Below are 25,937 nucleotides of genomic sequence, written 5' to 3' on the forward strand. Positions count from 1 at the left end.
CTCCTGTCAGGCGGGGAAAATGCGGCAAATGCAGTGGCCAATGCGGCAAAGGCAGTGGCAAACGCAGGCAGAATGAACGGAACAACCAATGATCATGCGCCCGCGCATCGCGGGCACGGAGGCGCAATGAAACATGGGGAAACGGTCAGCATCATTTTGATCGAGGACGACGACGGCCATGCGACGCTGGTCGAGAAAAATCTGCGCAGGGCCGGTATCTCCAACCGGTTCCTGCGGTTTTCCGACGGTCAGCAGGCGCTCGATTACTTTTTCGGCAATCCGCCAGTCGGCGAGGCGGCCGCCGGATATCCGCAGCGCCAGGACCTGACCAACTTCGTGGTACTACTCGACCTGAAAATGCCGCGCGTCGACGGCTTCGAGGTCCTGCGCCGCCTGAAGGAAGCGCCGACCACCGCGGCGGTGCCCGTCATTGTCCTCACGACGACCGACGATCCGCGCGAAATCGACCGCTGCTATGAATTGGGTTGCAACGTCTACATCACCAAACCGGTCGAATATGACGCGTTCATCGAAGCCGTGCGGCGCCTCGGGTTTTTCCTGCAGGTGGTGAAACTGCCGCCGGGGCAGCGTCTCGCCGCATCATGATCGGCGCAGCGTCGCGCGTTGGGCTGTGGGCGCAACCACCCTCGTGAGAATCTTAGGCACGCGAAGCAAGACTGGAACCCGCGTGAAGGCAGACAGAGACCCAGGCCAAGAAGAACCCGTATGACCGACGAAGTATCCACTCAACCTGCAGCGTACGTGCTTGTCGTCGATGACGACGAAGGCATCCTGCGGCTCGCGCGCAAATCGCTCGAGCGCGCCGGTTGCCGCGTCGCGCTGTGCTCGAGCGTGGCGAACGCGCACGAGCGTATCACCGGCGCCGAGCCGGACCTGCTGGTGCTCGACTATCAGCTCGACGGCCCTGAAACCGGGCTCGATTTCTTCCGCCGCCTGCGCGCCGAGGGCGTGCGGATTCCGGCCATTCTCGTGACCGGCTTCACGGACGAGTCGCGCGTGATCGAAGCGTTGCGCGCCGGCATCTCGGACGTGGTGCCGAAGTCGGGCGATTACCTCGACTATCTGCCGGAAGCCGTCGAACGCGTGCTGGCCCAGGTGCGCCTGCAAAAGGCCTCCGCGGAGGCTGTGCTGTTGCGCGATCGCGAAGAGCATTACCGCACCCTGTCGGAGGCGCTGCCGCATCTCGTGCTGACCTGCGGCGCGAATGGCGAATGCGACTTTCTGTCGAAGCAGTGGTTCGCATATACGGGTCTCGACGAAGGCAGTTCATATGGTCTCGCGTGGCTCAATCCGGTCCACCCGGACGACCGCGAGGAGGTTCGTCAGAGCTGGCTGAAAGCGGTCAGGAGCGACGCGGACGACTATCGCCACGAGTTGCGGATTCGCCGTCATGACGGGGCGTACCGCTGGTTCGACGCACGCATCGTGGCGATGCGCGACGCGGATGGCGTCATCTCCAAGTGGTTCGGCAGTTGCACCGACATTCATTCGCAACGCGAAGCGATCGAAGAGCACGAGCGGCTGCTCGCGTCGGAACAGGCCGCGCGTCACGCCGCCGAAGAAGCCAATCGGGCCAAAGACCGCTTTCTCGCGATGCTCTCGCATGAACTGCGCACACCGCTCACGCCGGTGCTGGCGGGGGCGCGCGTGCTCGAACTGATCCCGGAGCTGCCCGAGCCGGCGCGGCAATGTGTGCTGATGATCCGCCGCAACGTGGAGCTGGAAGCGCGCCTGATCGACGATCTGCTCGATCTCACGCGAGTGGCGAATGGCAAGCTGCGTCTGTCGCTCGAAACCGTGGACGTGCACGAGGTGATCGACAGCGTGCTGGAACTGTTTCGCAGCGAGATTCAGGTGAAGCAGCAGGACGTGCATATCGACAAGGCGGCCCAGCATCACTATGTGCTCGCGGATCGCGCGCGGCTGCAGCAGATGCTGTGGAACCTGATCCGCAATGCCGCCAAGTTCACGCCGGACGGTGGGCACATCTATGTCCGCACGCGCGACGAGCGCATGCACGTGCAGATCTCGATTGAGGACACCGGCATCGGCATCGAGCCTGAGCAGATCGGCAAGCTCTTCAACGCGTTCGAGCAGGGCAACCAGAACATGACGCGGCAGTTCGGCGGGCTCGGGCTGGGGCTCGCCATTACCAAGGCGCTGACCGATGTGCACGGCGGCACGGTGACGGCTCGCAGTCCGGGCGCCCATTGCGGCGCGACCTTCACGATCACCTTGGCGACGGCTGCGAAGCCGGTGGAAGAGCCGGTCGCGGTCGCGCTGGCCGAGCCGCATCCAGCGGGACTGTTGACTATCCTGCTGATCGAAGATCACGTCGACACTGCTGAAGTGATGGCGCAGCTGATTCGCGGGCTCGGTCACGAGGTCACGGTGGTTGGACGCGTCGCGGATGCGCTCGCGGCTTCGCAGTCGGCGGCGTTCGATCTGGTGGTGAGCGACGTGGGCTTGCCGGACGGCACGGGGCTCGATTTCATCAAGGCTTTCCGCGAACACTCCGATGTGCCGGCAGTGGCGCTGACGGGCTTCGGCACCGACGAGGACGTGCGCCGTTGTCTCGGGGCAGGCTTCACGTCGCATCTGACCAAGCCGGTCAATTTCGTGCAGCTCGAACAGCTGATCGAAAGCGCGGCCAATCTGAAGGCCGAGAACACTGCCGGCGGTGATGCGCGGTAGATTTCCTGTAGTGCGAAGCATTGTGCTGGCAACAGCACGGCTTAAGGCATGGAAAAAGGCCTGCTGTGAACCGATTCACAGCAGGCCTTTTGTTTGATGCTTCGCACTTCGCACTTCGCACCACGCGCAGAACGCGCAGAACGCGGGTGGCGCCTGCGATATCTAGCGCAGCGGCGCGCTCTTCAGCGAGTCGCGGATTTCACGCAGCAGCAGCACGTCTTCCGGCGTGGGAGCAGGCGGCGGCACGTCTGCCGGAGCCGGCTTGCGCAGATTGTTGATGAACTTCACCATCAGAAAGATGATGAACGCGAGGATCAGGAAATTGATCAGCACCGTGATGAATGAGCCGTAGCCGAACACGGCGACACCGGCCGTTTGGAGGTCTTTATATGATTCGGGACTGCCCTTGAAGCTGGCGGGGATCTCGCCGAGCCGGACAAACTTGTTGGAGAAGTCGAGGCCGCCAGTAGCGAGACCGACGACCGGCATGATCAGGTCTTTGACAATTGAATTGACGATGGTGGAAAACGCGCCGCCGATAATCACACCGACTGCCAGATCCATCACGTTGCCCTTGAGGGCGAATTCCTTGAATTCCTTGATCATGCTCATAGGGGGATCTCCTTGAAGTCGATTGCCCCATGATAGCTAACGTCAGGAGTATAGGGTAGTGCTTTCAGGCCGCTGCTTCAGTCAGGAAACTATGACTCCAGCGCGCGCGCCCGCTCGATGTGAGCGGCAAAGCTGACCGTATCGATGTTGGTGCCGCACAGCAACACACCTACCCGTTTGCCCTGCAGCGTTTCGCGCAACGGGCCGAGCAGGGCGGCCGTTGCCGCCGCGCAGGCGGGTTCGACCGCGACCTTCAGTTGCTTGAACAGCGTGAGCATGGCCGAGCGCAACGCGTCATCCGGGACGGTCACGAGACGGTCGATATGCCGCCTGCACAGTTCATAGCTATATTGTTCGGTATGCGGCGCCATCAATGAATCCGCAATGCTGTGCATCTGGCCCATCCTGATCGTATGGTTGGCCGCGAAGCTCTTGCCCATTGCATCGGAGCCCTCAGGTTCGACGCCATACACATGGATACGCGGATTCGCGAGCCGCAATGCGGTGGACACGCCCGCCGCCAGACCGCCGCCGCCGATGGGCAGGATCACCGCGTCGAGATCGGGTGTTTGCGTGGCCCATTCGTAGCCTAGCGTGGCCGTACCCAGCACCGTGCGATACCCATTGAACGGATGCACGAAGTAGCGGCCTTCTTCGGCTTCGATGCGCCGCACGATCTCGAATGCTTCGGCATGGCCGTCGGCCACCACGATCTCGGCTCCGTATTGACGGCATAGCGCGATGCGCGCGGGATTGGCCGTGCGAAACACCACCGCCTTCGCGCCAATGCCCAGACGCATGGCGGCATACGCCACCGCCACCGCATGATTGCCGCCGGATACACAGGTGACACCGGCGCTGCGCTGCGCGGCGTCGAGCGCCAGCAGATTCGTGAACGCGCCACGTGCCTTGAAACTGCCGCTTGCCTGCAGCAATTCGAACTTGAAGTTCACCACCGTGCCTTCCAGCGACGGGAAGTCAAGCTTGTCGAACACCGGCGTGCGGGCGACCCACGGCGCCAACGCAAAATGCTGGGTGGCGATGTCGTCGAGCGTGGGGATCGGCTCGCCGTCGATCGTGTGGTTGGTGTGCTGCGGTGTGGCGGTGGACATGACGGGTGCCAGGCGGTGTTCGTTATGTTTTGAGTCGGGCAGTCCGGCTCAGTTCACTGCAATTGCGTTGATACTGTGTGCCCCAATCCGATGCAATCGAACTGGGGCGGATGGGGTCAGGACTCAATGCGCGTGCGCGTCGACCGACATGCTGTGGATGAACTTGCCGAGGAACCGCTCGCATGCGACGAGCTGTTCGAGCGCGACGAATTCGTTGGCCTTGTGCGCCTGCTGGATGTCGCCCGGCCCGCACACGATGCTCGGAATTCCGGCCAGCGAAAACAGACCCGCCTCGGTGCCGTAGGCCACCTTGCGTTTGTCCTGATCGCCGGTCAGTGCGCGCACGAGTTGCGTGATGGCGGCCTGCTCCGTGGAATCGAGGCCCGGTGCGGCAGCAATCTTCGAAATCTCGATGGCGGCGGACGGGTGTTCGCGCTGCATCCTGGGCAGCAGCGTTTCACGCGCGTATTGATCGATGCGGGCGAAGATCGGTTCCGGCGCGAGCGTCGGCAGGTTGCGGAATTCGAACTGGAAGCGGCATTCGGCGGGCACCGTGTTGATCGCGTTGCCGCCCTGAATGGTGCTGGTCTGCGCCGTGGTGAACGGCACGTCGAAGAGTTCGTCGAACGGGCCTTGCTCGCGGAACTGATCGGCCATATCGCGGATGTAGCAGATGAGACGCGCGGCATATTCGATCGCGTTGAGCCCCTTCGGCGTGAGCGACGAATGCGCAGCCTGCCCGCGCACGCAGCACTGATAGGTGTTGATGCCCTTGTGGGCGATGATCGGGCGCATGCTGGTCGGCTCGCCGACAATGCAGCCTTCCGGCTTGATGCCGCGCTTGATCAGATCCGCGATCATCAGCGGTGCGCCGACACAGCCCACTTCCTCGTCGAACGAGAGCGCGAGGTGGATCGGCTTGGCGAGCTTCGTGCGCTGCATCTCGGGCACGAGCGTGAGCGCCGCGCCGATGAAACCTTTCATGTCGCAGGTGCCGCGACCGTACAGCTTGCCGTCGCGGATTTCCGGTTTGAACGGATCACTGTCCCACTGCTGGCCGTCGACCGGCACGACATCCGTGTGGCCGGACAGCGCGATGCCACCATTGGTCTGGCCGTCGTGCGCAGGAATGGTCGCGAACAGGTTGGACCATTTGCCGCTCTTGTCCTGCGTGAGCGTGGCGTCGAGACCGAGCGTGCGCAGTTCGTCGCGCACGGTTTCAATGAGCCCCAGGTTGGGATTGCGGCTCACCGTGTCCATTGACACAAGGCGCGTGACCCAAGGGAGCGACACGGGCGATGTAGGGGAGGATGAGGTGGGAGTTGCGGCAGGCGTTTGCGAGGGACGCGCTGATTCAGCGACGTGGGACATGACAAGGCTCCGGCTTTTAAGTCATTCGATCATACCCAAAAAACCCTACCCGGACCAAAGCGTCAATATGCTGGATACGGCTTTGCCGCATCGCAGCATCGCGATTGACGGTGATTTCATTCGAGGTGATCCAGGCTCCCGCCGAAGCTCGACGGGGCCTGATTGACGGCTTGACCGATTGCCGGCGGCTTCGCTCAACGTGCCGCCGTGGTGGCGGCGCCACGGGCGGGCGCACCGCCGAGCGCGCGCAGCGTTTCTTTCACCGTGGCGACGCGCACCGCCAGATCCGGGCTGCGCGTTTCGATGCGCAGCTTGTCCTGGCCGGCCAGCTTGATGTGCTTGTGTTTCTGCACCATCTCGATGATGCGCATGGCGTCGATGGGCGGATTGGGGATGAACTGCAGCCCGATCACCGCCTCGCCCGCATCGATCTTCGAAATACCAAGCGGCTTCGCCGCCAGCCGCAGACGATGCGTTTCCACCAGCGCATGCGCTTGCGGCGGCAATTTGCCGAAGCGGTCGATCAGCTCTTCCTGAATGCCGTCGATCGAATCGTTGTGTTCGCAATTTGCGAGGCGCTTGTAGAGCGACAGCCGCTCCTGCACGTCGCCACAATAGTCGGCCGGCAGGATGGCCGGCGCGTGCAGATTGATCTCCGTGGTCGCCGCGAGCGGCGCAGTGAGGTCGGGTTCCTTGCCTTCCTTGAGCGCCTTCACCGCGTCGTTGAGCATGTCGGTATACAGCTGGAAGCCGATTTCCTGAATTTCACCGGACTGCTTGTCGCCAAGCACCTCGCCCGTGCCGCGAATTTCGAGGTCGTGCATGGCCAGATAGAAGCCCGAACCGAGCTCTTCCATCTGCTGGATGGCTTCAAGACGGCGCTGTGCCTGTTTGGTCAATCCCTGCGGATCATGCACCAGCAGGTACGAATACGCCTGGTGATGCGAGCGTCCCACGCGGCCACGCAACTGGTGCAATTGCGCGAGACCGAACTTGTCGGAGCGGTGAATCAGGATCGTGTTGGCGCTCGGCACGTCAATGCCGGTTTCGATGATGGTCGTACACAGCAGCACGTTGGCCCGCTGCGCGACGAAATCGCGCATCACGCGTTCGAGTTCGCGCTCATGCATCTGACCGTGCGCGACCGCAATGCGCGCTTCGGGCACGAGTGCTTCGAGCATCTGCCGGCGGTTTTCGATGGTCTCCACTTCGTTGTGCAGGAAGTAGACCTGACCGCCGCGCTTCAACTCGCGCAACATCGCTTCGCGAATCACGCCGTCTTCTTCGCGGCGCACGAATGTCTTGATGGCGAGGCGCTTTTGCGGCGCGGTCGCGATCACCGAGAAGTCGCGCAGGCCTTCGAGGGCCATGCCGAGCGTGCGCGGGATCGGCGTGGCGGTAAGCGTCAGCACGTCGACTTCCGCTCTGAGCGCTTTCAACGCCTCTTTCTGGCGCACGCCGAAGCGATGTTCCTCGTCGATGATCACGAGGCCCAGCCGCTTGAACTGCACATCCGACGACAGCAGCTTGTGCGTGCCGATCACGATGTCGACGGTGCCTTCGTTGATCTGCTGGATCGCCGCGTTGACTTCTTTGGTCGACTTGAAGCGCGACAGTTCGGCGATCCGCACGGGCCAGTCCGAAAAGCGGTCGCTAAAGGTCTGCGTGTGTTGTTCCGCGAGCAGTGTGGTGGGCGAGAGCAACGCGACCTGCTTGCCGCCCATCACCGCGATAAACGCCGCGCGCAGCGCGACTTCCGTCTTGCCGAAGCCGACGTCGCCGCATACGAGGCGGTCCATTGGCTTGCCGCTCGTCATATCGCCGATCACCGCGGCAATCGCCGCAGCCTGATCCGGTGTTTCTTCGAAGCCGAAACTTTCCGCGAACTTCACGTAGTCGCGCGGCTCGAGCTTGAATGCATGACCTTCACGCGCGGCGCGGCGGGCATACAGGTTCAGCAGTTCGGCGGCCGTGTCGCGGATCTGCTGCGCGGCCTTGCGCTTGGCCTTTTCCCACTGGCCTGAGCCGAGCGAGTGCAAGGGCGCGCTTTCCGGATCGGCGCCGCTATAGCGCGAGATCACATGCAGCTGTGCGACGGGCACGTACAGCTTGCTGTCGCCCGCGTATTCGAGGTGCAGGAATTCGGTTTCGCCTTCGCCGAGATCCATCGTGACGAGGCCCATGTAGCGGCCAATGCCGTGCTGCGAATGCACGACCGGGTCGCCCACCTTGAGCTCGGACAGGTCGCGCACCATCGAATCGACGTTGCTGGCCTGCTCCTGCCGGCGGCGTCCGGCGCGGCGCGCGAGCGGGCCGTAGAGCTCGGTTTCGGTGATGATGGCGATGCCTTCGCCCGGCACCGCGAAGCCGTTCGAAAGCGGCGAGACTCCCAGCGTAAAGCGCGCGTCGCCGATCAGCCAGTCGTTGAAGCTATCGCTTGACGACGGCTTCAGATGATTGTCGGCCAGCAGTTGCAGCAGCGTCTCGCGCCGGCCCGCCGATTCCGTGGCGAACAGCACGCGGTTCGGCGTGGTGTCGAGATAGGTGCGCAAGGCCGCAACCGGGTCGTCGGCGTGACGGTCGATTGCCAGGTTCGGCAAGGGCGTGGACCACGCCCCCCCGCCGTCGGCGGGCAGCACGAGGCGCGCGAACGGCTTGGCGAACGTGAAGAAGTCCTCGTCCGACAGGAACAGGCGTTGCGGCTCGAGAATGGGCCGGTCGCGGTCATGCGAGAGAAAGTTAAAGCGCTGCTTCGTGTCGTTCGTGAAGCGTTTGATTGCGGCGTCCAGATCGCCGACGAACGCCAGTTGGGCGCGTTCGGGCAGATAGTGGAACAGCGTTGCGGTCTCTTCGAAGAAGAGCGGCAGATAATATTCGATACCCGCCGACGGCACGCCGTTGCCGATGTCCTTATAGATCGACGCGCGGCTCGGGTCGCCTTCGAACACCTCGCGCCAGCGGCTGCGAAAAGCGGTACGGGCGGCCTCGTCGAACGGGAATTCGCGACCAGGCAGCAGACGCACGTCCTTCACCGGATAGAGGCTGCGCTGTGTATCGGGGTCGAACGCGCGGATCGAGTCGACCTGGTCGTCGAACAGGTCGATCCGGTACGGCAGCGGCGAGCCCATTGGGTACAGGTCGAGCAGGGAGCCGCGCACGCAGTATTCACCTGGACGGACCACCTGGCTCACGTGTTCGTAGCCGGCCAGCGTCAACTGCGCCTTCAGTTTGGCCTCGTCGAGGCGCTCGCCTTGCGAGAACGAGAACGTGTAGGCCGCCATGAACGAGGCGGGCGGCATCCGGTAGAGCGCGGTGGTGGCCGGCACGAGGAGAATGTCGCAACGGCCTTCGCCGAGGTCGTGCAGGGTGGCGAGGCGCTCGGAAACGAGGTCCTGGTGCGGTGAAAAGGTATCGTAAGGCAGCGTTTCCCAGTCCGGCAGCAGGCGCACGCGGGCGTCAGGGGCGAAGAAGCTGATTTCCTGCGACAGCCGCTGGGCGTCGACGGCGCTCGCGCAGACGACCGCCAGCAACGGCACCTGCTCGCGGTAGGCGAGGTGGTAGCGGGCGATCAGCAGGGCGTCGGACGAACCGTGCGTGCCGTCGAAGGCGAAACGCTGGCCGGTCTTGACGAGCGCGACGGGCGAGGTGGACTGCGATGATGCGGCGATGTCTGGCATAGAGGAGAAAGCGGCCCTGGGGTCACACGTGAGCGGCAAGTTTACGCGCGTCGTGGCATGGATGCGAAGGACCTATTATAAAATCCGTCCTTCACTTTGACTTCGCGGCGTCCGCACCTGTGACTTCCCGTCTTTTTGCATTGATTCCGTGCGCTGGCACCGGCAGCCGTTCCGGCGCCCCGATGCCCAAACAATATCGTACTGTGGCCGGTCGCGACCTGCTGCATTACTCGCTGGCGGCTTTCGACGCGTGCAGCGAATTCGCGCAGACGCTGCTCGTAATTGCGCCTGACGACCAGCATTTCGACGCCCGCCGCTTTGGCGGCTTGCGCTTCGCGGTACGTCGCTGCGGCGGGGCGTCGCGCCAGGCTTCCGTGCTGAACGGCTTGCACGGGCTGGCCGAATTCGGCGCCCGCGACGAGGACTGGGTGCTGGTTCATGACGCCGCGCGTCCCGGCATTACGCCAGGGTTGATCCGATCGCTGGTCGGCGCGCTGAAGGACGACGCGGTGGGTGGCATCATGGCGCTGCCGGTGGCGGATACCTTGAAGCGGATTGCCGCGGACAGCGGTGGCCGGATTGCCCGGACCGAAGCACGCGATGGCCTGTGGCAGGCCCAGACGCCGCAGATGTTCCGCATTGGCATGTTGCGCGAGGCGATTTTGCGCGCGCAGCAGGACGGTCACGATCTGACGGATGAGGCGAGCGCGATTGAGTGGCTGGGTCACGCGCCGCTGTTGGTGCAGGGCAGTCTGCGCAATTTCAAGGTCACCTATCCGGAAGATTTCGATCTGGCTGAGGCGATCCTCAGCCGGCCGTTGGCTTCCTGAACAGTTTTATTGTAGATAACCGGACTTCAAGTTATGGATTTCAGAATCGGACAGGGGTATGACGTGCACGCACTGGTAACGGGGCGGCCACTGATTATTGGCGGAGTGACGGTGCCATACGAGCGTGGTTTGCTTGGGCATTCAGATGCCGATGTGTTGTTGCATGCGATTACCGATGCGCTGTTTGGCGCTGCCGCGCTGGGCGATATTGGGCGGCATTTTTCTGATACAGACGCCAGGTTTGCTGGCGCGGATAGCCGGGTGCTTTTGCGCGAGTGCGTTGCGCGGGTGGTTAAGGCCGGGTTTTCCATTTGCAATGTTGATAGCACGGTGATTGCGCAGGCGCCTAAGCTTGCGCCTCATATTGAGGCGATGCGGGTGAATATTGCTGAGGATTTGAAGCTGGCGCTTGATCGGGTTAATGTCAAGGCTAAAACTAATGAGAAACTTGGGTATCTTGGGCGCGCCGAAGGGATTGAGGCTCAGGCTGCGGTTTTGTTGATGAAGGTGTGAGGTTTTTGCCTTGCAGGCGGCCTCGTGGTTGTCTGTGGCGCTGGCCTTTCCTCGATTTGCCATTTGCCATTTGCCTGTGGCGTTGGCCTTTCCTTGTATTCTTAGTGGTCTATTGGCTTCGCCCCTGTGCGGGGCGGCACTCACTTTCTTTGCCGCCGCAAAGAAAGTAAGCAAAGAAAGCGGGCTTCCAACCGCCAGGCAGTAGGTGTCGCCCTCGCCGCTCACGCGATATCGGTCCGAGGCAAGATCGTCCCTCGCACAACCATCGCGCGTGACAAAGGGCTCATCCATCCCACTCCGCACTGCGTGCGTCGCGGACCGGTCTGCACGGGAAAGCGGGGCTACGGCTCTCGTCGTCCAGAATGCGAGAGCGCTGAGGCCCACCGGCCTGCAACCCCAGGAGACGCGGTGGCCCACCAGTTTTTGCAGAAGGAGTTGTGCCCGACGGCGGGCGCGTAGCGGACGCTGGTGCGGATGAGTGCTGAGTCACGAAGGCAACTGCGCGAGGGCGGATCTTGTGTTGGGCCGTTTCCGGTTTGCGACAGAGATGGACACTTATGTGCTGGCGGTTGGAAGCCCGCTTTCTTTGCCTACTTTCTTTGCGGCGGCAAAGAAAGTAGGTGCCGCCCCGCACAGGGGCGAAGCTAATAGACCGATAAGAATACAAGGAAAGGCCAACACCGCAGGCAAACCACCAAGGACTTACCACCAAGCATCAAGCACCAAGACCACCACAGACAAAATTCATTCCCATCAACGCTCCATTTAAAGCGTTGCCCCACCAACGACACGGTTACACGGACATAATTCTTCCGTTTGCAGGCCGTCCAGAATACGCAGTACTTCTTCCGGATTACGACCTACGTTCAGGTTATTCACAGAAACGTGCTGGATCGTATTGTCCGGATCGACGATGAACGTCGCCCGCAGCGCCACGCCAGCTTCCTTGTCACGCACGCCGAGCTGGTCGATCAGCTCGCCCTTCACGTCGCCAAACGAATAATGGTTCAGCTTGCTCAGGTCCTTGTGCTCGCGGCGCCATGCCAGCTTCACGAACTCATTGTCGACGCTGCCGCCCAGCAGAACCGCATCGCGCCCGGCGAAATCATTGCTCAACTTGCCAAACTCCACGATTTCGGTCGGGCACACAAAGGTGAAATCCTTCGGGTAGAAGTAAATGATCTTCCACTTTCCCGGGAATGACTGTTCGGTGATTTCTTCGAACGCCGTTACGCCGTTTTCTTCATAATTGTTGAAGCCCGGCTTGGCAGCGGTCACGGTAAAAGCTTCAAGTTTGTCGCCAACGGTTTTCATGCGGACTACTCCTATGAATGCTGGAAAACAGCCCTGTTCAAACTACCTGATCGCTTTAACGAATACTTTACACAAATAAAAAATATATTCTATTGATGCATTGCGCCAATAGGGTCCGGCTAATTATTTGGATGGTTGTTTCATCGCGCCAATCGTGTGTTCAACTGCCGCTACTTTTCACGCCCTGACAGTTGAATAGATGTGCGTGGGGCCAGAGCGAGATCCTGCAGGTTGGGTATCCGCTCTGCGAAAAGGACGTGGCCTAGCTGCCCTTGGCGAGCGGAAACTCAATCGTGACTTCGAGCCCAGGGCCGGGCGAGCGATTGCGTAGACGCAGGCCGCCGCGATACCGGCCAACCAGCCGCTGCACGATCGCCATGCCGAGGCCAGTGCCGTTGGCCTGGGTGCGGGCCGAATCCACCCTGTAAAACGGCCGTGTGACCAGCGCCAGCTGGTCTTCGGGGATGCCTGGCCCTTCGTCCACCACCGAAAGCTCCACACGCGAATGCGATACGCGTGTTTCGAGGATCACGTGCGGAATGCCGTCGCCCTCGCTCAAACCGTACTTGCGGGCGTTCTCCAGCAGATTGCCGACCACCCGCCGCATATCGGTTTCGTCGGCCTCGATAACCGCCGAGGGCGCGAGCCGGGTGATCAGGCGCATGCCGTCCTCGGAAGACATCCGCGCCGCCAGTTCTCCCGCGATCACGGAAAGGTCGACAGGTTCCGGGACGCGTTGCACCGGCCGCGCATAATCGAGGAATCGACCAATGATCATGTCCATCTGCTCGATGTCGTCGACCATTGCGTCCTTGGTGGCCTGATCGGACGGGCTCATTTCGGTTTCGAGCCGCAAGCGCGCGAGCGGCGTGCGCAGATCGTGCGAAATGCCGGCCAGCATCAACGCACGATCCGCCTCCAGTTGTTCGAGGTCCTGCACCATCTGATTGAAACTGCGGTTGGTTTCCGCCGCCACACCCATGCCGCGCTCCGGCAGCGGTTCGGGCGACTGCCCGGAGCCGACCTTGCGCGCCGCCATGGCGAGCCGGGCGAACGGCCGGTTGACCAGACTCGTGATGAAGGCCGCGCCGAACAGCGAAAGCGCGAGCGCAAACACCCCCCAGCCGGCCCATTGCAGGCCGGTCGCGTTATCCAGCTGATCGCGGTCGAGCGCGACCCAATAGTCGTCATCGTCGATCTTGAAGCTGATCCATACGCCGGGGATGTCGTTGACCGATTGGGCGATCACCGTGTCGTCGCCCAGACGCCCGCGAATGTCGTGCTCGATCAGCCGGTTCAAGGATTCGTCCGGCTGGAGCTTGTATTTGTCGGTGGTTTCGCGCGGATAGACGCGCACCCCTTCATTGCTCTCCAGATCCTGCAGCAACGCGCGCCGCAGGTCGGGATCGGAATAGAGCAGTGCGGTGCGCGTGAGCTTCACGATGGCAACGAGTTGCAGCGCGACGCGCTGCGCGCGCGGCTCGCGTTCGATCACCCTGAAGCTCTGGAACCACGCGGCGAGACTGACCGCGATCAAGAGCGCGATCAACAGAAAGGTCCGCCAGAAAAGGCCGCCGAACGCGAGCGTCAGGAGGCGCCGGTCGATCCGCATGGGCCCTTCTTATCTGAAAGCAAAAACGGAAAGCGCGATCAAGCTCAGGCTGCGCCGTCAGGAATGAACACGTAGCCCAGACCCCAGACGGTCTGGATGAAGCGCGGACTGCCCGGATCCGGTTCGATCAGCTTGCGCAGACGCGAGATCTGCACGTCGAGGCTGCGGTCGAACACTTCGTATTCACGGCCGCGCGCCAGTTCCATCAGTTTTTCGCGCGATAGCGGTTGCCGCGGATGGCGGGCGAACACTTTCAGGACGGAGAACTCGCCAGTGGTCAGCGGGATTTCCTGGCCGGCCTTGGTGAGCGTGCGGGTGGCGAGGTTGAGTGCAAATTCCCCGAACTCGAACACTTCAGTGGTTTCCGACGGCGCGCCCGGTAACTCGGACGGCGACTGCCGGCGCAGCACGGCGTGAATTCGCGCTACCAGCTCACGCGGGTTGAACGGCTTGGGCAGATAGTCGTCAGCGCCCATTTCGAGGCCGACGATCCGATCCACATCCTCACCCTTGGCCGTCAGCATGATGATCGGCGTGCGGTCGTTGCTGCCGCGCAGGCGGCGGCAGATCGACAGACCGTCTTCACCTGGCAGCATCAGGTCGAGCACGAGCAGGTCGAAGCGCTCGCGCACCCAGAGCTTGTTCATGGACGGCGCGTTTTCGGCGACGTAGACGTTAAAGCCCTGCTCGCCGAGGTAGCGGCGCAGCAGATCGCGCAGACGCGGATCATCGTCGACGACGAGGATTTTCGAAGGGTTTTTGGTTTCCATGGTCGGCATCTTAGCGCGATTACAAAGTGATGCGAGTTTGCACCATTTATCGGGTTACAGTCAGTTACAAAATTTACCCGCACTGTGGCACGACGTAAAGCGTGCACGCGTAGACTGCTTTACTGAATGCGGCTGTTCGGTGGATACTTCACTCGACTAAAATTCTCGCTCCCGGTCTTTCCGGGGTTTGTATTCGCATTTAAGGTAGCCGGTTGCCGCACCACGAAGGGAACAAGATGAAGGGAGGGGTTTGGCCGAATGTGCGCCTGAGCGTGATTGCGCTGGCTGTGGCCGGCACACTCGCGGGCACATTAGGCCCTACGCTCGCCCATGCCCAGTCAACCGACGAACGGGCATCGAACGCCCACGTGCCGCATACTCACGGCACCAGACAGCCTCATCAACCGCACACCACAACGCCTGATCACTCTGCATCAGACGTCATGATGCGCACTGCAGTTCCCCCCGATCTGGATCAACGGCGCCGCGACGGTCATATGACGCCCGAAGAGCGGCGCCTGCTGCGCCAGCATATCGAAGACGCCGTCCGCGAACTGTATAAGCGCTAGGCTCCGCAAGTCATCGCGCTGGTGCAGCATGGGCGTGGACTGCGTCCGAAAAACCTCGCTTTACTTCCCTCGTCGATTTTCTGCTCGTCTCTGTCGTTGGGTCGCCAGAAGGGAACGCCTGCATCATGCGGGCGTGTTTTCCCGCAGACCAGATAAACGCGCATGTTCGATCCACGCTGAAAACGTTGTTCACGCGCAAATACGGCAAGCGGACGGTGTGGTTGATTGTCGCGGTTGTTGCGTCTACAACCGGTTCGCTGCCGGGCGCGCCATCTACGGTTGCACAGAACGGCTCAGCCTATGTGGAGCGTCCCGGGCATGGGAGGCGTCATGCGCCCGATGCTGCGCGGGGCGAATCGGCGCGGGCGCTGCTCGTCGATGACAACGGCTGCTTCTCAAGGCGCGCTTCGCGTTACGGAGCATTACGAGCGTGCTGAGTGAGCGAGAGGACGCCGTCGCCTTCGCGCCACCGACCAAACCCGTGATGCTCTTCCGGCATATCCACTTCACGCCCGGCCACCTCGGTTGCCCGATATCCGCAGTCGCATGGGCCAGGGTCGAGGGAACGCGGCTATGGTGCAGCGCTCGATGGCGCATTCGGGTCGGGGCGGAGTACGCTTCGACATCGACCATCGGCGCGCGCAATACAACACGGCGCCACTGCAATCGCCACAGGCTGGGTTGCCTCTCACGCTAGTCGATGCAATCGCAACCGATTCGACAGGCAGCGCCTATCCGGGAAGCGCTGCGGATGGATCCGGGGTTTCAGCCGAGACGGGGCAGGCAGGTTGAAACACGCGTGCCACACCGGGCCAGCACGCGTGTCACGCCCGGCCAACACGTGCCACGCCCGGCGGACGCGATGCCGCCCGTCAAACACAAACGAGGTGCAGCATGAAACGGCGCGACTTTCTTGCAATGACCTCTGCGGCCGGTGCCACGTTGCTCTGGCTGCCATACGCGTGCGCCGTACAGCCGCAGCCGCAGGTGTCGGGCCAGCTGGAGGACGCGCCGTTGCCGCGAAGTTACGGCAATCTGCTGATTCTCGTCGAACTGAAGGGTGGCAATGACGGCTTGAACACTGTGATTCCATACGCCGATCCGACCTACTATCAAATACGCAAGAACATTGGCATCAGGCGCGAGCAGGTTATTCAACTCGACGAGCGCAGCGGCTTGCATCCCGCGCTGCAGCCGTTGATGCCGCTGTGGAAGAGTCAGCAACTGGCGATCGTGCAAGGTCTCGGCTATGCGCAGCCGAACCTGTCGCATTTCCGTTCCATCGAAATCTGGGACACCGCTTCACGCCCGGATCAATATCTGCGCGAGGGGTGGCTCACGCGGGCGTTCGCGCAGCAGAAAGTGCCGGCGAGTTTTGTCGCGGATGGCGTGGTGATCGGCAGTGCCGAGATGGGTCCGCTCGCCCATGGCGCACGGACCATTGTGTTGACGCATCCGGCTCAGTTCGTCAACGCTTCGCGGCTTGCGATGCCGGTATCGCTGCGCGAACCCTATCCCGGGCAGGCGCAGATTTTCGATGTCGAACACAACTCCGTGAGACTCGCCGATCGCTTGCGTGCTCGCGCAGGCCACTTTCCATTGAAGACCGTGTTTCCCCCGGGCGCATTCGGCATGTCGATCGAGGCCGCGATGCAGGTGCTGGCCGCCGTGGACGCCCCGCAGGAAGTGCCCTCGGGGCGCGCCTCGCAGGAAGTCCCGCTGGGAGGCGCAGCGCAGGGTAGACCGCTGAACGGACGCGGGGTTGCGGTATTACGGCTGACGTTGAACGGCTTCGACACACACCAGAATCAACCGGGTCAGCAGGCCGCATTACTTAAGCAGCTTGCCGAAGGCCTGGCGTCGATGCAGGCGGCCCTCGTCGAACTGGGCCGCTGGAACACGACCATGGTGATGACTTATGCGGAGTTCGGCCGGCGGCCGCGTGAGAACCAGAACAACGGCACGGATCACGGCACCGTCGCGCCGCATTTCGTCATGGGCGGACGGGTGCGCGGTGGTTTATATGGTGCGGCGCCCGTGCTGGGACAACTGGAGGGCAGTGGCAACCTGCCGGTGGGCGTCGATTTCAGGCAGCTCTATGCGACGGTGCTCGGCCCGTGGTGGGGGCTCGATGCTACGGCGCTTCTTCAGCAGCGCTTCGAGCCGCTGCCGTTGTTGCGCGCTTAACGTCAGACGCAAGGCAGGTTTGCGCCGGCTTAGCGTTGACGGGCGGCCCGCCACGTGATCCAGAGCTTGCGGACAGGCGTGAGTGCAATACGCTGATGCAGTACGTGGTAGCCATCCCGTTCGATCTCATCCAGCAACGCCAGCGCCAGCGCCGCCAGCGCCCGCAGGGTGCGCTGCGTGCGTCGTTCGGCGGCGGGGAGCGCGGCGAGGGCGGACTGGATGCCGTCGCGCGCGCGCTTCGTCTGGAAGCGCATCAACTCGGTGAAGGCGTCGCTGTATTTGCGGTTGATCAGATCCGCCGCTGTGACATTGAAGCGCTGCATCTCGTCGATCGGAATATAGATGCGTCCGTGACGTGCGTCATTGCCCAGTTCCGCGACGAGCTGCGCCAGCATCAGCGAATGACCTAGCGGCTCGGCCCACTCGGCGGCACGCGCCGGATCTTGTGCGGTGGTGCGTGCGATCAACGCGGCGAAGTTGCCGCCCACGTCCTGCAGATAACGGCGCAGATTCGGGTAGTCGAGGTAGCGCGCCTGATCGAGGTCCATTTCGAAGCCGGCCAGCAGCGCCTGGAGCGCCGCATATTCAGTCTGCACGTCGCCCAGATGCGCCGCCAATGCCTTCGACACCGGATGCGAGGGCTTGCCTGCAGCAAGCGCCGCCGTTTCGTTCTGCCACCACGCGAGCTTGGTGCGGCCAATGGTCGGATCGCTGGTTTCCTTGACCGTCTCTTCGAATTCGCGGCGGAGCGCGAACAGGGCGGTCAGAAGCGGCTGGCGTCCCGCAGGCGCCTGGCGGAGCGCGTAATAGCTGCTCGATCCCGGAGGCGCCGCCTTCTGCTGGCAATATTCGTCGAAATTCACTTGAATGGAGAGTGAGGAGGCCAAGAAGGTGCGCGGCGTGCTTGCCGTGCGGACGTTAACCAAAAATTGTAGCATCGACATCTGTCAGGCAAATGCAGACAAGCGCAAATCAATCGGTTAGAATCTCGCGCTTACGCTTTCGGGCGGTGTTTCACTGGCTTGCCAGGTGGGGCGCAGCCGCTAGCGAGCCAGACATCGGGCGCGGTGCGCAAGTGCTTAGCCCGGCTGCGAGGATGGCGAAATTGGTAGACGCACCAGGTTTAGGTCCTGACGCCAGCAATGGTGTAGGGGTTCGAGTCCCCTTCCTCGCACCACGTATTTGAAAAAGCCCCGCCAGGCGATCTACCGGCGGGGCTTTTTGTTTTGCATTTGCCGCGTGCCGGGCAGGCGCGGCGTGCATATCCAGCGCGCGCCTGTTTGTCTCGGATGCTTGCGCAAACTGGTTGCGTCCGCAACCAGATGCTTCCATTCTGAGCCGCGAGTACATCACGCTGTGAATGATGGGCAGGGTCCTGCTGGCGATCGCGTCACGTGTCGGGATATGCTCGGTGTGATCGATCTGTCCCACATGGAGGCATGTTCATATGAATTCGAAACAGGTTCGGACCACCGTGGTCGGAGCCGGCGCGATTGGCGGCCTGATTGCTGCCGCGCTGGCCCGCGCGGGGCACACGGTTAGCGTGCTGGCGCGCGGCAAAACACTTGACGCGATCCGCGCGCAAGGCATCCGGATCGTCGACGGTGAACGCGAAACCGTCGCCCTCGTTGCCGCCGAAGAAGACGCTTCCGCGCTGGGTGTACAGGACTTCGTCGTGATTGCGCTGAAGGCGCAGACGCTACCCGCGATTGCGGCGAGTCTCAAACCGTTGGTCGGATCCGGGACGGTCATCGTCGCGGCCATGAACGGCTTGCCGTGGTGGTTCCTGAGCGATTTGCCAGGACCGTTGCAAGGCCGTTGCATCGAGGCCGTCGACCCAGGTGGGATCGTTTCGGCGGCGTTGCCGCCCGCTCAGTCGATTGGCTGCGTCGTGCATCTGTCCTCGTCGACCGACGCGCCCGGTGTCATTCGACGCGGCGGCGGCAATCATCTGATCGTCGGCGCGCCCGTCTCGTCGCTTGCCGCGCAAGCCGACGCGTTTGCCGGGGCGTTGCGGGAGGGCGGTTTCGAGGTCAGCGTGTCGGAGCAGATCCGCACCGATATCTGGGTAAAGCTGTGGGGCAACATGAACATGAACCCGTTGAGTGCGCTGACGGGCTCCACGGCGGATCACCTGCTCGACGATCCGCTGACTCACGCGCTAGTGTTGCGGATGATGGAAGAGGCAGATGCGGTAGGTGCGCGGTTGGGGCTGTCGACCGGCATGGGGGCGCCCGAGCGGGTGGCATTGACGCGCAAGCTAGGTGCGTTTCGAACTTCCATGTTGCAGGATTTCGAGGCGGGCCGGCCCCTTGAGATCGGGCCCATTCTAGGTGTGTTTCCAGAGCTTGGACGTAAGCTCGGCGTGTCTACGCCGTTTTGCGATGCGGTGCTCGGGCTATTGCGTCAGCGGGCGGCGAACAGCGGCCTTTAAGCGAGAGAACCGGCGGCGGTTCGAACAAGCACGGCTGTTCGCGCTCGGGCAGGCCGCTGGTTAGCGCATCAGGCAAAGTATGGTCCACGCGCATAGCCCGCGGCAGCAAGAACGGGTGACGCCGCGTATCGAATCATTCGCTGCGCTCGAGGACGCTCGCGATCACCTTGTCCAGAGCCTCTCCAAAGGCCGCTTTTTCCTTGTCGTCGAGACAGTCGAACAGGTCCGTGTTCCATTTTCGCGCGACCGGCATCACCTTGCGAAACAGCTCGCGCCCTTCGCCCGTAAGGGATATCAGCACGACCCGTCCGTCTTCTTCACTGGCTTCGCGATCCACGAGTCCCTGCTTGATCAAGGCTTCGGCGGCGCGACTCGCCTGACTTTTGTCCAGATTGGCATGACGTGCCAGATCCATGATCGAAAACGGCCCGAATGACCCGACCGCAGCGATGACACGCGCCTCCGGCAGTGTGACGCCGAGTTTTTCCTGATATCGGTCCGCGATACCGCGGTCGGCAAGCTTGCTCAGCACATGCAGACGATACGTCAGAAACTGTTCGAGTCCGGCTTTGGCGGAGGCCTTCATGGTCGTCCCGGTCGTAAGTGGAGGCGGTCGTGGCGCTGTTGATTGTTCCCGCAACCGTCCCACCGGTCAACGCGTGCCGTACTTCAGACGCGTCAATTGTTCGGCTTCATTGGCCAACAGCCGGGCGGCGTCCCGAATCGCGACCTCCAGCGTGATCGGGCCCGGCGCCGGCGAGAAGCAGCCGCTGAAGAATTGGGCGAGCCGCGGGAGCGCGCTGGAATCTACCGCGCCGGAGAGCAAGGTGGCCGGCACGCCTGCCGCCTGCGCGTGGCGGCAGGCAATGAAGGGCGCCTTGCCGTGCAGCGTCTGGACATCCGAGCGGCCTTCGCCGGTGATCAGCCAGTCCGCTCCCGCGAGCGCGGTGTCGAGACCAATTTGCCGGGCCACCGTCTCCGCGCCGGGTTCGAACTGCGCGCCCAGCATGTGCAGCGCAAAGCCGAGGCCGCCTGCCGCGCCTGCGCCCGGCAGATTGCGCGCCTCGCGCTTGAGCGCGGGCTCCAGCACGTCGGCGAAGCGGCCGAGCGCTGCATCCACACCGGCGATCTGTTCGGGTTTTACGCCTTTCTGGGGGCCGAAGATGGCCGTGGCGCCGTGTTCCCCGGTGAGCGGATTGTCGACGTCCGACATGCCGACGAACGACGCATCGGCAACGCGCGCGTCCAGTTGCGAGGCATCCACGTGCGCAAGCCGGGCCAGCTGCTCGGGGGTGGGTTCGAGTTCCTGGCCTTGCGCGTCGAACAGCTTCAGGCCGAGACCGACGAGGAGACCGGCGCCGCCGTCGTTCGTGCTGCTGCCGCCGAGTGCAACAAAGAAGCGCCGCACGCCGGCGTCGAGCAGCGCGCGAATCGCTTCACCCATGCCGCGCGAGCTACGAGCCTCGACCGGGACGCCCATGCCGACCGGATCCGTGATGCCGACGATTTCGGCCGTCTCGACGATAGCGCTGCCGTCGGCAAGCAATCCTGTGACCGCTTCGCGGACCGGGCCGGCCGCACCGCGCACCGTCAGCATGCGGCGTTCGCCGCCACCCGTGAGCATTGCATCCAGCGTGCCTTCGCCGCCATCCGCCATGGGGCAGATGCGCACGACCGCGTCCGGCCGCGCGCGCGTCACACCGGACGCAATAGCCTGCGCGACCTGTTCGGCGCTCAGCGAGCCTTTAAAAGAATCAGGGGCAATGACGACGACGGGCGCGGACGACGGGTTCGGCATGGTGGCTCTTGATAGTTGGATCGTTACGGTGGCAGGCGCGAGCGGTGTGTACCCCTGACGCGTCCGCTAGCTTATCAGCATGCCGCGAGCGGCTGAATATGTCGAATGGCATAGTGGGGATCGAACCGGCGCCGCACGCGCAGAGCGGCCCGGATGCGGTTGAAGGCTGCCCAAACGGCCGGGAAATGGCCTGAAAACGTCGGGAAAGCCGATAAAAATGAGCGCCAATGGTCGAATCCCGGCTAGCGGCGCGAATAGTTTGCTAAAATATTCGGCTCTTTAGACCCCAACCGTGCTGCCGGTGGCCTGCAAGCCCGCGGCGCAGGCGCTGAATCGATGCGAAGCGACATCGAAAAGCGGCACGCAGAAGATAACTGATTCGCTCGAATAATTTTAGGACGATTGAAGCCATGGCTAACGTTGTTGAAAACCTCGGCAAGCTCGAACGCCGCGTAACGATTTCCCTGCCGAAGGATGCCGTGCAGAAGGAAGTGGACTCGCGTATCCGCCAACTCGCGAAGAACGTGCGCATGCCGGGTTTCCGCCCGGGCAAGGTGCCGCTCAAGATGGTCACCCAACAGTATTCGGGCCAGGTGGAAGCCGAAGTGCTGAGCGATAAGGTCGGCAAGGAATTCTTCGACATCAGCCGCGCGGAAAACCTGCGCGTCGCCGGTCAGCCGAGCTTCGCGCCGAAGGTCGATGCAGCTGAGGGCGACTACGCTTTCGACGCAACGTTCGAGGTGTACCCCGAAGTGAAGCTGGGCGACGTCGCCACGGCTGAAATCGAACGCACCACGACGACCATCAGCGAAGCGGAAATCGACCGCACGCTGGACATCCTGCGCAAGCAGCGCGTGCACTTCCACGCTCGCGGCGAAGCCGGCGAACATGGCGACGGCGGCTCGGACACCGCAGCGAAAGACGGCGACCGCGTGACGGTCGACTTCGTCGGCAAGATCGAGGGTGAAGCGTTCGAGGGCGGCAGCGCTGACGACTTCGCGTTCGTACTCGGCGAAGGCCGCATGTTGCCGGAATTCGAAAAGTCAGCGCTTGGCCTGAAGATTGGCGAGTCGAAGGAATTCGACCTGGCGTTCCCGGCCGACTATCACGGCAAGGACGTGGCCGGCAAGACGGCACAGTTCACCATCACGATGAAAAAGATCGAATGGCCGCATCTGCCGGAAATCGACGCTGATTTCGCCAAGTCGCTCGGCATCGAAGACGGTGATCTGGTCAAGATGCGCGCCGAAATCAAGGACAACCTTGAACGTGAAGCGAAGCGCCGTACGCAATCCATCGTCAAGAATCAGGTGATGGACGCGCTGCTGAAGATCTCCGAACTCGACGTGCCGAACGCGCTGATCGAGCAGGACCAGCAACGCCTCGTCGAAATGGCTCGCCAGGACCTGACGCAGCGCGGCGTGCCGAACGCGGCAGACGCGCCGATCCCGGCTGAAATGTTCAAGGAACAGGCTGAACGCCGTGTCAAGCTGGGCCTCGTGCTGGCTGAACTGGTGAAGGCCAACGACCTGCAGGCGAAGCCGGAGCAGATTCGCGCCGAAGTGGACGAATTTGCAAAAAGCTACGAAGACCCGAAGGAAGTCGTCCGCTGGTATTATTCCAACCAGCAGCGCCTTGCAGAAATGGAAGCCTACGTCGTTGAAGCCAACGTCGTCGATTTCGTGCTCAGCAAGGCCAAGGTGACGGACAAGGAAGTGAGCTTCGAAGAGCTGGCAAGCGCAACGGCGCAAGCTTAAGCGTCGCTGCAACGGCGTGCCGGCTGTCGTAGCGACGGCCCGCACGCCGTTTTTTTGTCCCGCGTAGAGTATCGGCGCGGGTTGCGCATGGGGTTTTGCGCACTTGAATATGGCGTTGTCGTACTTACCTGTCCGGTATCGAACAAATATTCCCAGACAAGGATTCATTGCATGACCTTTCGCGCCCAAATGCTGGACACGTTGACCTCCCAGTCGTCGCGGGATCTCGAAGCGCAGGCGCTCGGACTCGTGCCGATCGTCGTGGAAACGAGCGGTCGTGGCGAGCGCTCGTATGACATCTACTCGCGCCTGCTGAAAGAGCGCGTCGTGTTTCTGGTCGGCGAAGTGAATGACCAGACCGCTAACCTGGTTGTCGCGCAGTTGCTGTTCCTCGAAAGCGAGAATCCGGACAAAGACATCAGCTTCTACATCAACAGCCCGGGTGGTTCGGTGTCGGCCGGTATGGCGATCTACGACACAATGCAGTTCATCAAGCCGGACGTCTCCACGCTGTGCATGGGTCTTGCAGCCAGTATGGGCGCGTTCCTGTTGTCTGCCGGCGCCAAGGGCAAGCGTTTTGCGCTACCGAACGCCCGGGTGATGATTCACCAACCGCTCGGCGGTGCCCGTGGTCAGGCGTCGGACATTGAAATTCAGGCGCGTGAAATCCTGTATTTGAAGGAACGCCTGAATCAGTTGCTCGCGAACCACACTGGCCAGCCGGTCGAGCGCATTGCGCGCGACACCGACCGGGACAATTTCATGTCCGGCGACGACGCCCAAGCTTACGGTCTGGTGGACCAGGTGTTGCACAAGCGTCCATGATCTGGTGCGTTTTTGCCCCATTATGGTGCTCCTTTGGGAGCACTTTATTTAGGGGCGAAAACGGCAGCGGGCATGTTGTGAAATAATCAAAACTCGTCCGAGCGCCTGCGGCAAGCGCCGTCACAGCTGTTGCTCATTGCCCCAACTGCGAGGCTGGGGCAAACGGCGTATCATGTAATCGAGTGTCCGGAGGCTTACACATCTATGGCGGACAAAAAAGGTTCTAACAGCGAAAAGCTGTTGTATTGCTCGTTCTGTGGCAAGAGCCAGCATGAAGTCAAAAAACTGATTGCGGGCCCGTCGGTGTTCATCTGTGATGAATGTATCGACCTCTGCAACGAAATTATCCGCGACGAGGCTGCAGGCGCCGGAATTGAAGCGGGCTTGTCCAAGTCCGATCTGCCGAGTCCGCAGGAAATTCGTGAGATTCTCGACCAGTATGTAATCGGTCAGGAACGCGCGAAGAAGATTCTTGCGGTGGCCGTGTACAACCACTACAAGCGCCTCAAGCATCTCGACAAGAAGGATGAGATCGAGCTGTCGAAGAGCAACATCCTGCTGATCGGCCCGACCGGTTCCGGCAAGACTTTGCTCGCGCAGACGCTCGCACGCCTTCTGAACGTCCCGTTCGTCATTGCCGATGCAACGACGCTGACGGAGGCCGGCTATGTCGGCGAAGACGTCGAGAACATCATTCAGAAGCTCCTGCAGAACTGCAACTACGAAGTCGACAAGGCCCAGCGCGGCATTGTCTACATCGACGAAATCGACAAGATCAGCCGCAAGTCGGACAACCCGTCCATTACCCGCGACGTATCGGGCGAGGGCGTGCAGCAGGCTTTGCTGAAGCTGGTCGAGGGCACGATGGCGTCGGTGCCGCCGCAGGGCGGACGTAAGCATCCGAACCAGGACTTCATTCAGGTTGATACGACCAACATCCTGTTCATTTGCGGTGGTGCATTTGACGGCCTCGAAAAGGTCATCGTTGACCGTACTGAAAAAACGGGTATTGGTTTCGGTGCCAGCGTGAAAAGCAAGCAGGACCGCGACGCCGGCGAAGTGCTGCGCGAAGTGGAACCGGAAGATCTGATCAAGTTCGGCCTGATCCCCGAGCTGATCGGGCGTCTGCCGGTGGTCGCCACGCTTGGCAAGCTCGACGAAGCGGCGCTGATGAAGATTCTTGTCGAGCCGAAGAACGCGCTCGTGAAGCAGTACCACAAGCTGTTCAATATGGAACGCGTCGAACTCGAGATTCGCCCGGCTGCGTTGCAGGCGGTCGCGCGCAAGGCCATTCGCCGCAAGACGGGCGCCCGCGGACTGCGTTCGATCCTGGAACAGGCCTTGCTCGACGTGATGTATGAGCTGCCGGCGATGAAAGGGGTTAGCAAGGTCATCATCGACGACAACGTCATCGACGGTGACGGCAAACCGCTGCTGATCTACGAAGATGCCCCGAAGGTCGCGGGCTCGAATTGATCGGCTTTAAAGGTTCCGCTAAAAAGGCCGTTCATGGCAACGTGAACGGCTTTTTTGTTTATCTTGGGTTAGGATGGTTGTGTTTCCTTTGGAGTCACTGAACTTTTCCCACACGCGGAGGCCTTGCAATCGTTTTTGCCGGCCTCACCTATCGAACGAACTGATACCACTCATGGGGAAATGAAATGTCAGGAACCCAACTCCTCCCGCAGGAACGCACTACACTCCCGCTGCTCCCGCTGCGTGATGTAGTCGTTTTCCCGCACATGGTGATTCCGCTCTTCGTAGGCCGCCCGAAGTCGATCAAGGCTCTCGAAGCAGCGATGGAAGGCGGCAAGCACATCATGCTCGTCGCCCAGAAAACG

The 25,937-nt window shown here is 62.0% G+C and carries 21 protein-coding genes and 1 tRNA gene; 12 read left to right on the plus strand and 10 right to left on the minus strand.

Features of this window, described 5'->3' with window-relative positions:
• The first annotated feature begins 126 nt into the window (after positions 1-126).
• A complete protein-coding gene (locus VGH41_RS21410; RefSeq protein ID WP_331599567.1) occupies positions 127-606 on the plus strand; it encodes a response regulator in 480 nt (159 codons plus the stop codon).
• 120 nt (positions 607-726) lie between these two features.
• Positions 727-2,715 carry a hybrid sensor histidine kinase/response regulator gene (locus VGH41_RS21415; protein WP_331599568.1) on the plus strand — a complete coding sequence of 663 codons (1,989 nt, stop codon included), beginning with the start codon at positions 727-729 and terminating at the stop codon, positions 2,713-2,715.
• Between the two features lie 162 nt (positions 2,716-2,877).
• Here VGH41_RS21415 and mscL read toward each other — a convergent pair whose 3' ends face one another.
• The 4 genes from mscL to mfd form a co-directional block, all read right to left on the minus strand.
• Entirely contained in the window at positions 2,878-3,327 is a 450-nt protein-coding gene (gene mscL, locus VGH41_RS21420) for a large conductance mechanosensitive channel protein MscL (protein ID WP_331599569.1), read from the minus strand.
• An 89-nt stretch (positions 3,328-3,416) separates the two neighbouring features.
• Complete coding sequence (locus VGH41_RS21425; protein ID WP_331599570.1) at positions 3,417-4,439, minus strand: threonine/serine dehydratase; 1,023 nt, start codon at positions 4,437-4,439, stop codon at positions 3,417-3,419.
• Between the two features lie 123 nt (positions 4,440-4,562).
• Positions 4,563-5,810 (minus strand): acetylornithine deacetylase, encoded by a 1,248-nt coding sequence (gene argE / locus VGH41_RS21430; RefSeq protein ID WP_331599571.1) that lies wholly within the window; start codon positions 5,808-5,810, stop codon positions 4,563-4,565.
• Between the two features lie 194 nt (positions 5,811-6,004).
• Entirely contained in the window at positions 6,005-9,487 is a 3,483-nt protein-coding gene (mfd, locus tag VGH41_RS21435; protein WP_331599573.1) for a transcription-repair coupling factor, read from the minus strand.
• Positions 9,488-9,606: 119 nt separating this feature from the next.
• Here mfd and ispD point away from each other — a divergent pair, with 119 nt between their 5' ends.
• Complete coding sequence (ispD, locus tag VGH41_RS21440) at positions 9,607-10,317, plus strand: 2-C-methyl-D-erythritol 4-phosphate cytidylyltransferase (protein WP_331599574.1); 711 nt, start codon at positions 9,607-9,609, stop codon at positions 10,315-10,317.
• A gap of 33 nt (positions 10,318-10,350) precedes the next feature.
• Positions 10,351-10,830, plus strand: coding sequence for a 2-C-methyl-D-erythritol 2,4-cyclodiphosphate synthase (gene ispF / locus VGH41_RS21445; RefSeq protein ID WP_331599575.1), 480 nt, complete (start codon positions 10,351-10,353; stop codon positions 10,828-10,830).
• Between the two features lie 765 nt (positions 10,831-11,595).
• Here the strand turns inward: ispF and VGH41_RS21450 are convergent.
• The 3 genes from VGH41_RS21450 to ompR all read right to left on the minus strand — a co-directional run bounded on the left by VGH41_RS21450 (position 11,596) and on the right by ompR (position 14,535).
• The gene (locus VGH41_RS21450) at positions 11,596-12,144 is read right to left on the minus strand and encodes a peroxiredoxin (protein WP_331599576.1); all 549 of its coding nucleotides are present in this window, start codon (positions 12,142-12,144) and stop codon (positions 11,596-11,598) included.
• A 262-nt stretch (positions 12,145-12,406) separates the two neighbouring features.
• Entirely contained in the window at positions 12,407-13,756 is a 1,350-nt protein-coding gene (locus VGH41_RS21455; protein ID WP_331599577.1) for an ATP-binding protein, read from the minus strand.
• A gap of 44 nt (positions 13,757-13,800) precedes the next feature.
• Positions 13,801-14,535 carry a two-component system response regulator OmpR gene (gene ompR / locus VGH41_RS21460; RefSeq protein ID WP_006048917.1) on the minus strand — a complete coding sequence of 245 codons (735 nt, stop codon included), beginning with the start codon at positions 14,533-14,535 and terminating at the stop codon, positions 13,801-13,803.
• A 227-nt stretch (positions 14,536-14,762) separates the two neighbouring features.
• Between ompR and VGH41_RS21465 the strand changes: the two genes are divergently transcribed.
• Both VGH41_RS21465 and VGH41_RS21470 read left to right on the plus strand, forming a co-directional pair.
• A complete protein-coding gene (locus VGH41_RS21465; protein WP_331599585.1) occupies positions 14,763-15,095 on the plus strand; it encodes a hypothetical protein in 333 nt (110 codons plus the stop codon).
• Between the two features lie 894 nt (positions 15,096-15,989).
• The gene (locus VGH41_RS21470; protein ID WP_331599586.1) at positions 15,990-17,282 is read left to right on the plus strand and encodes a DUF1501 domain-containing protein; all 1,293 of its coding nucleotides are present in this window, start codon (positions 15,990-15,992) and stop codon (positions 17,280-17,282) included.
• Positions 17,283-17,311: 29 nt separating this feature from the next.
• Here the strand turns inward: VGH41_RS21470 and VGH41_RS21475 are convergent, their stop codons facing one another.
• Positions 17,312-18,145, minus strand: coding sequence for a squalene/phytoene synthase family protein (locus VGH41_RS21475; RefSeq protein ID WP_331599596.1), 834 nt, complete (start codon positions 18,143-18,145; stop codon positions 17,312-17,314).
• Between the two features lie 227 nt (positions 18,146-18,372).
• Between VGH41_RS21475 and VGH41_RS21480 the strand changes: the two genes are divergently transcribed.
• Together VGH41_RS21480 and VGH41_RS21485 are read left to right on the plus strand one after the other, a co-directional pair.
• A tRNA-Leu gene (locus tag VGH41_RS21480) sits at positions 18,373-18,459 on the plus strand.
• 270 nt (positions 18,460-18,729) lie between these two features.
• Positions 18,730-19,716: a 2-dehydropantoate 2-reductase gene (locus VGH41_RS21485; protein WP_331599588.1), complete on the plus strand. Its 987-nt coding sequence runs from the start codon at positions 18,730-18,732 to the stop codon at positions 19,714-19,716.
• Positions 19,717-19,849: 133 nt separating this feature from the next.
• Here VGH41_RS21485 and VGH41_RS21490 read toward each other — a convergent pair whose 3' ends face one another.
• Complete coding sequence (locus VGH41_RS21490) at positions 19,850-20,302, minus strand: MarR family transcriptional regulator (protein WP_331599590.1); 453 nt, start codon at positions 20,300-20,302, stop codon at positions 19,850-19,852.
• 66 nt (positions 20,303-20,368) lie between these two features.
• Positions 20,369-21,514 carry a glycerate kinase gene (locus tag VGH41_RS21495; protein ID WP_331599591.1) on the minus strand — a complete coding sequence of 382 codons (1,146 nt, stop codon included), beginning with the start codon at positions 21,512-21,514 and terminating at the stop codon, positions 20,369-20,371.
• A 410-nt stretch (positions 21,515-21,924) separates the two neighbouring features.
• Between VGH41_RS21495 and tig the strand changes: the two genes are divergently transcribed.
• From tig to VGH41_RS21515, 4 genes are all read left to right on the plus strand, one after another.
• Positions 21,925-23,271, plus strand: coding sequence for a trigger factor (tig, locus tag VGH41_RS21500; protein WP_331599592.1), 1,347 nt, complete (start codon positions 21,925-21,927; stop codon positions 23,269-23,271).
• Positions 23,272-23,442: 171 nt separating this feature from the next.
• The gene (clpP, locus tag VGH41_RS21505) at positions 23,443-24,096 is read left to right on the plus strand and encodes an ATP-dependent Clp endopeptidase proteolytic subunit ClpP (RefSeq protein WP_331599593.1); all 654 of its coding nucleotides are present in this window, start codon (positions 23,443-23,445) and stop codon (positions 24,094-24,096) included.
• Between the two features lie 204 nt (positions 24,097-24,300).
• Positions 24,301-25,572 (plus strand): ATP-dependent Clp protease ATP-binding subunit ClpX, encoded by a 1,272-nt coding sequence (gene clpX, locus VGH41_RS21510; protein ID WP_117333693.1) that lies wholly within the window; start codon positions 24,301-24,303, stop codon positions 25,570-25,572.
• Positions 25,573-25,757: 185 nt separating this feature from the next.
• Positions 25,758-25,937, plus strand: a 180-nt coding sequence (locus VGH41_RS21515) for an LON peptidase substrate-binding domain-containing protein (RefSeq protein ID WP_331599594.1), incomplete at its 3' end; no start/stop codon positions are given.

Origin of the sequence: Paraburkholderia sp. (assembly GCF_036488795.1) — a bacterium.
Classification (GTDB): domain Bacteria; phylum Pseudomonadota; class Gammaproteobacteria; order Burkholderiales; family Burkholderiaceae; genus Paraburkholderia.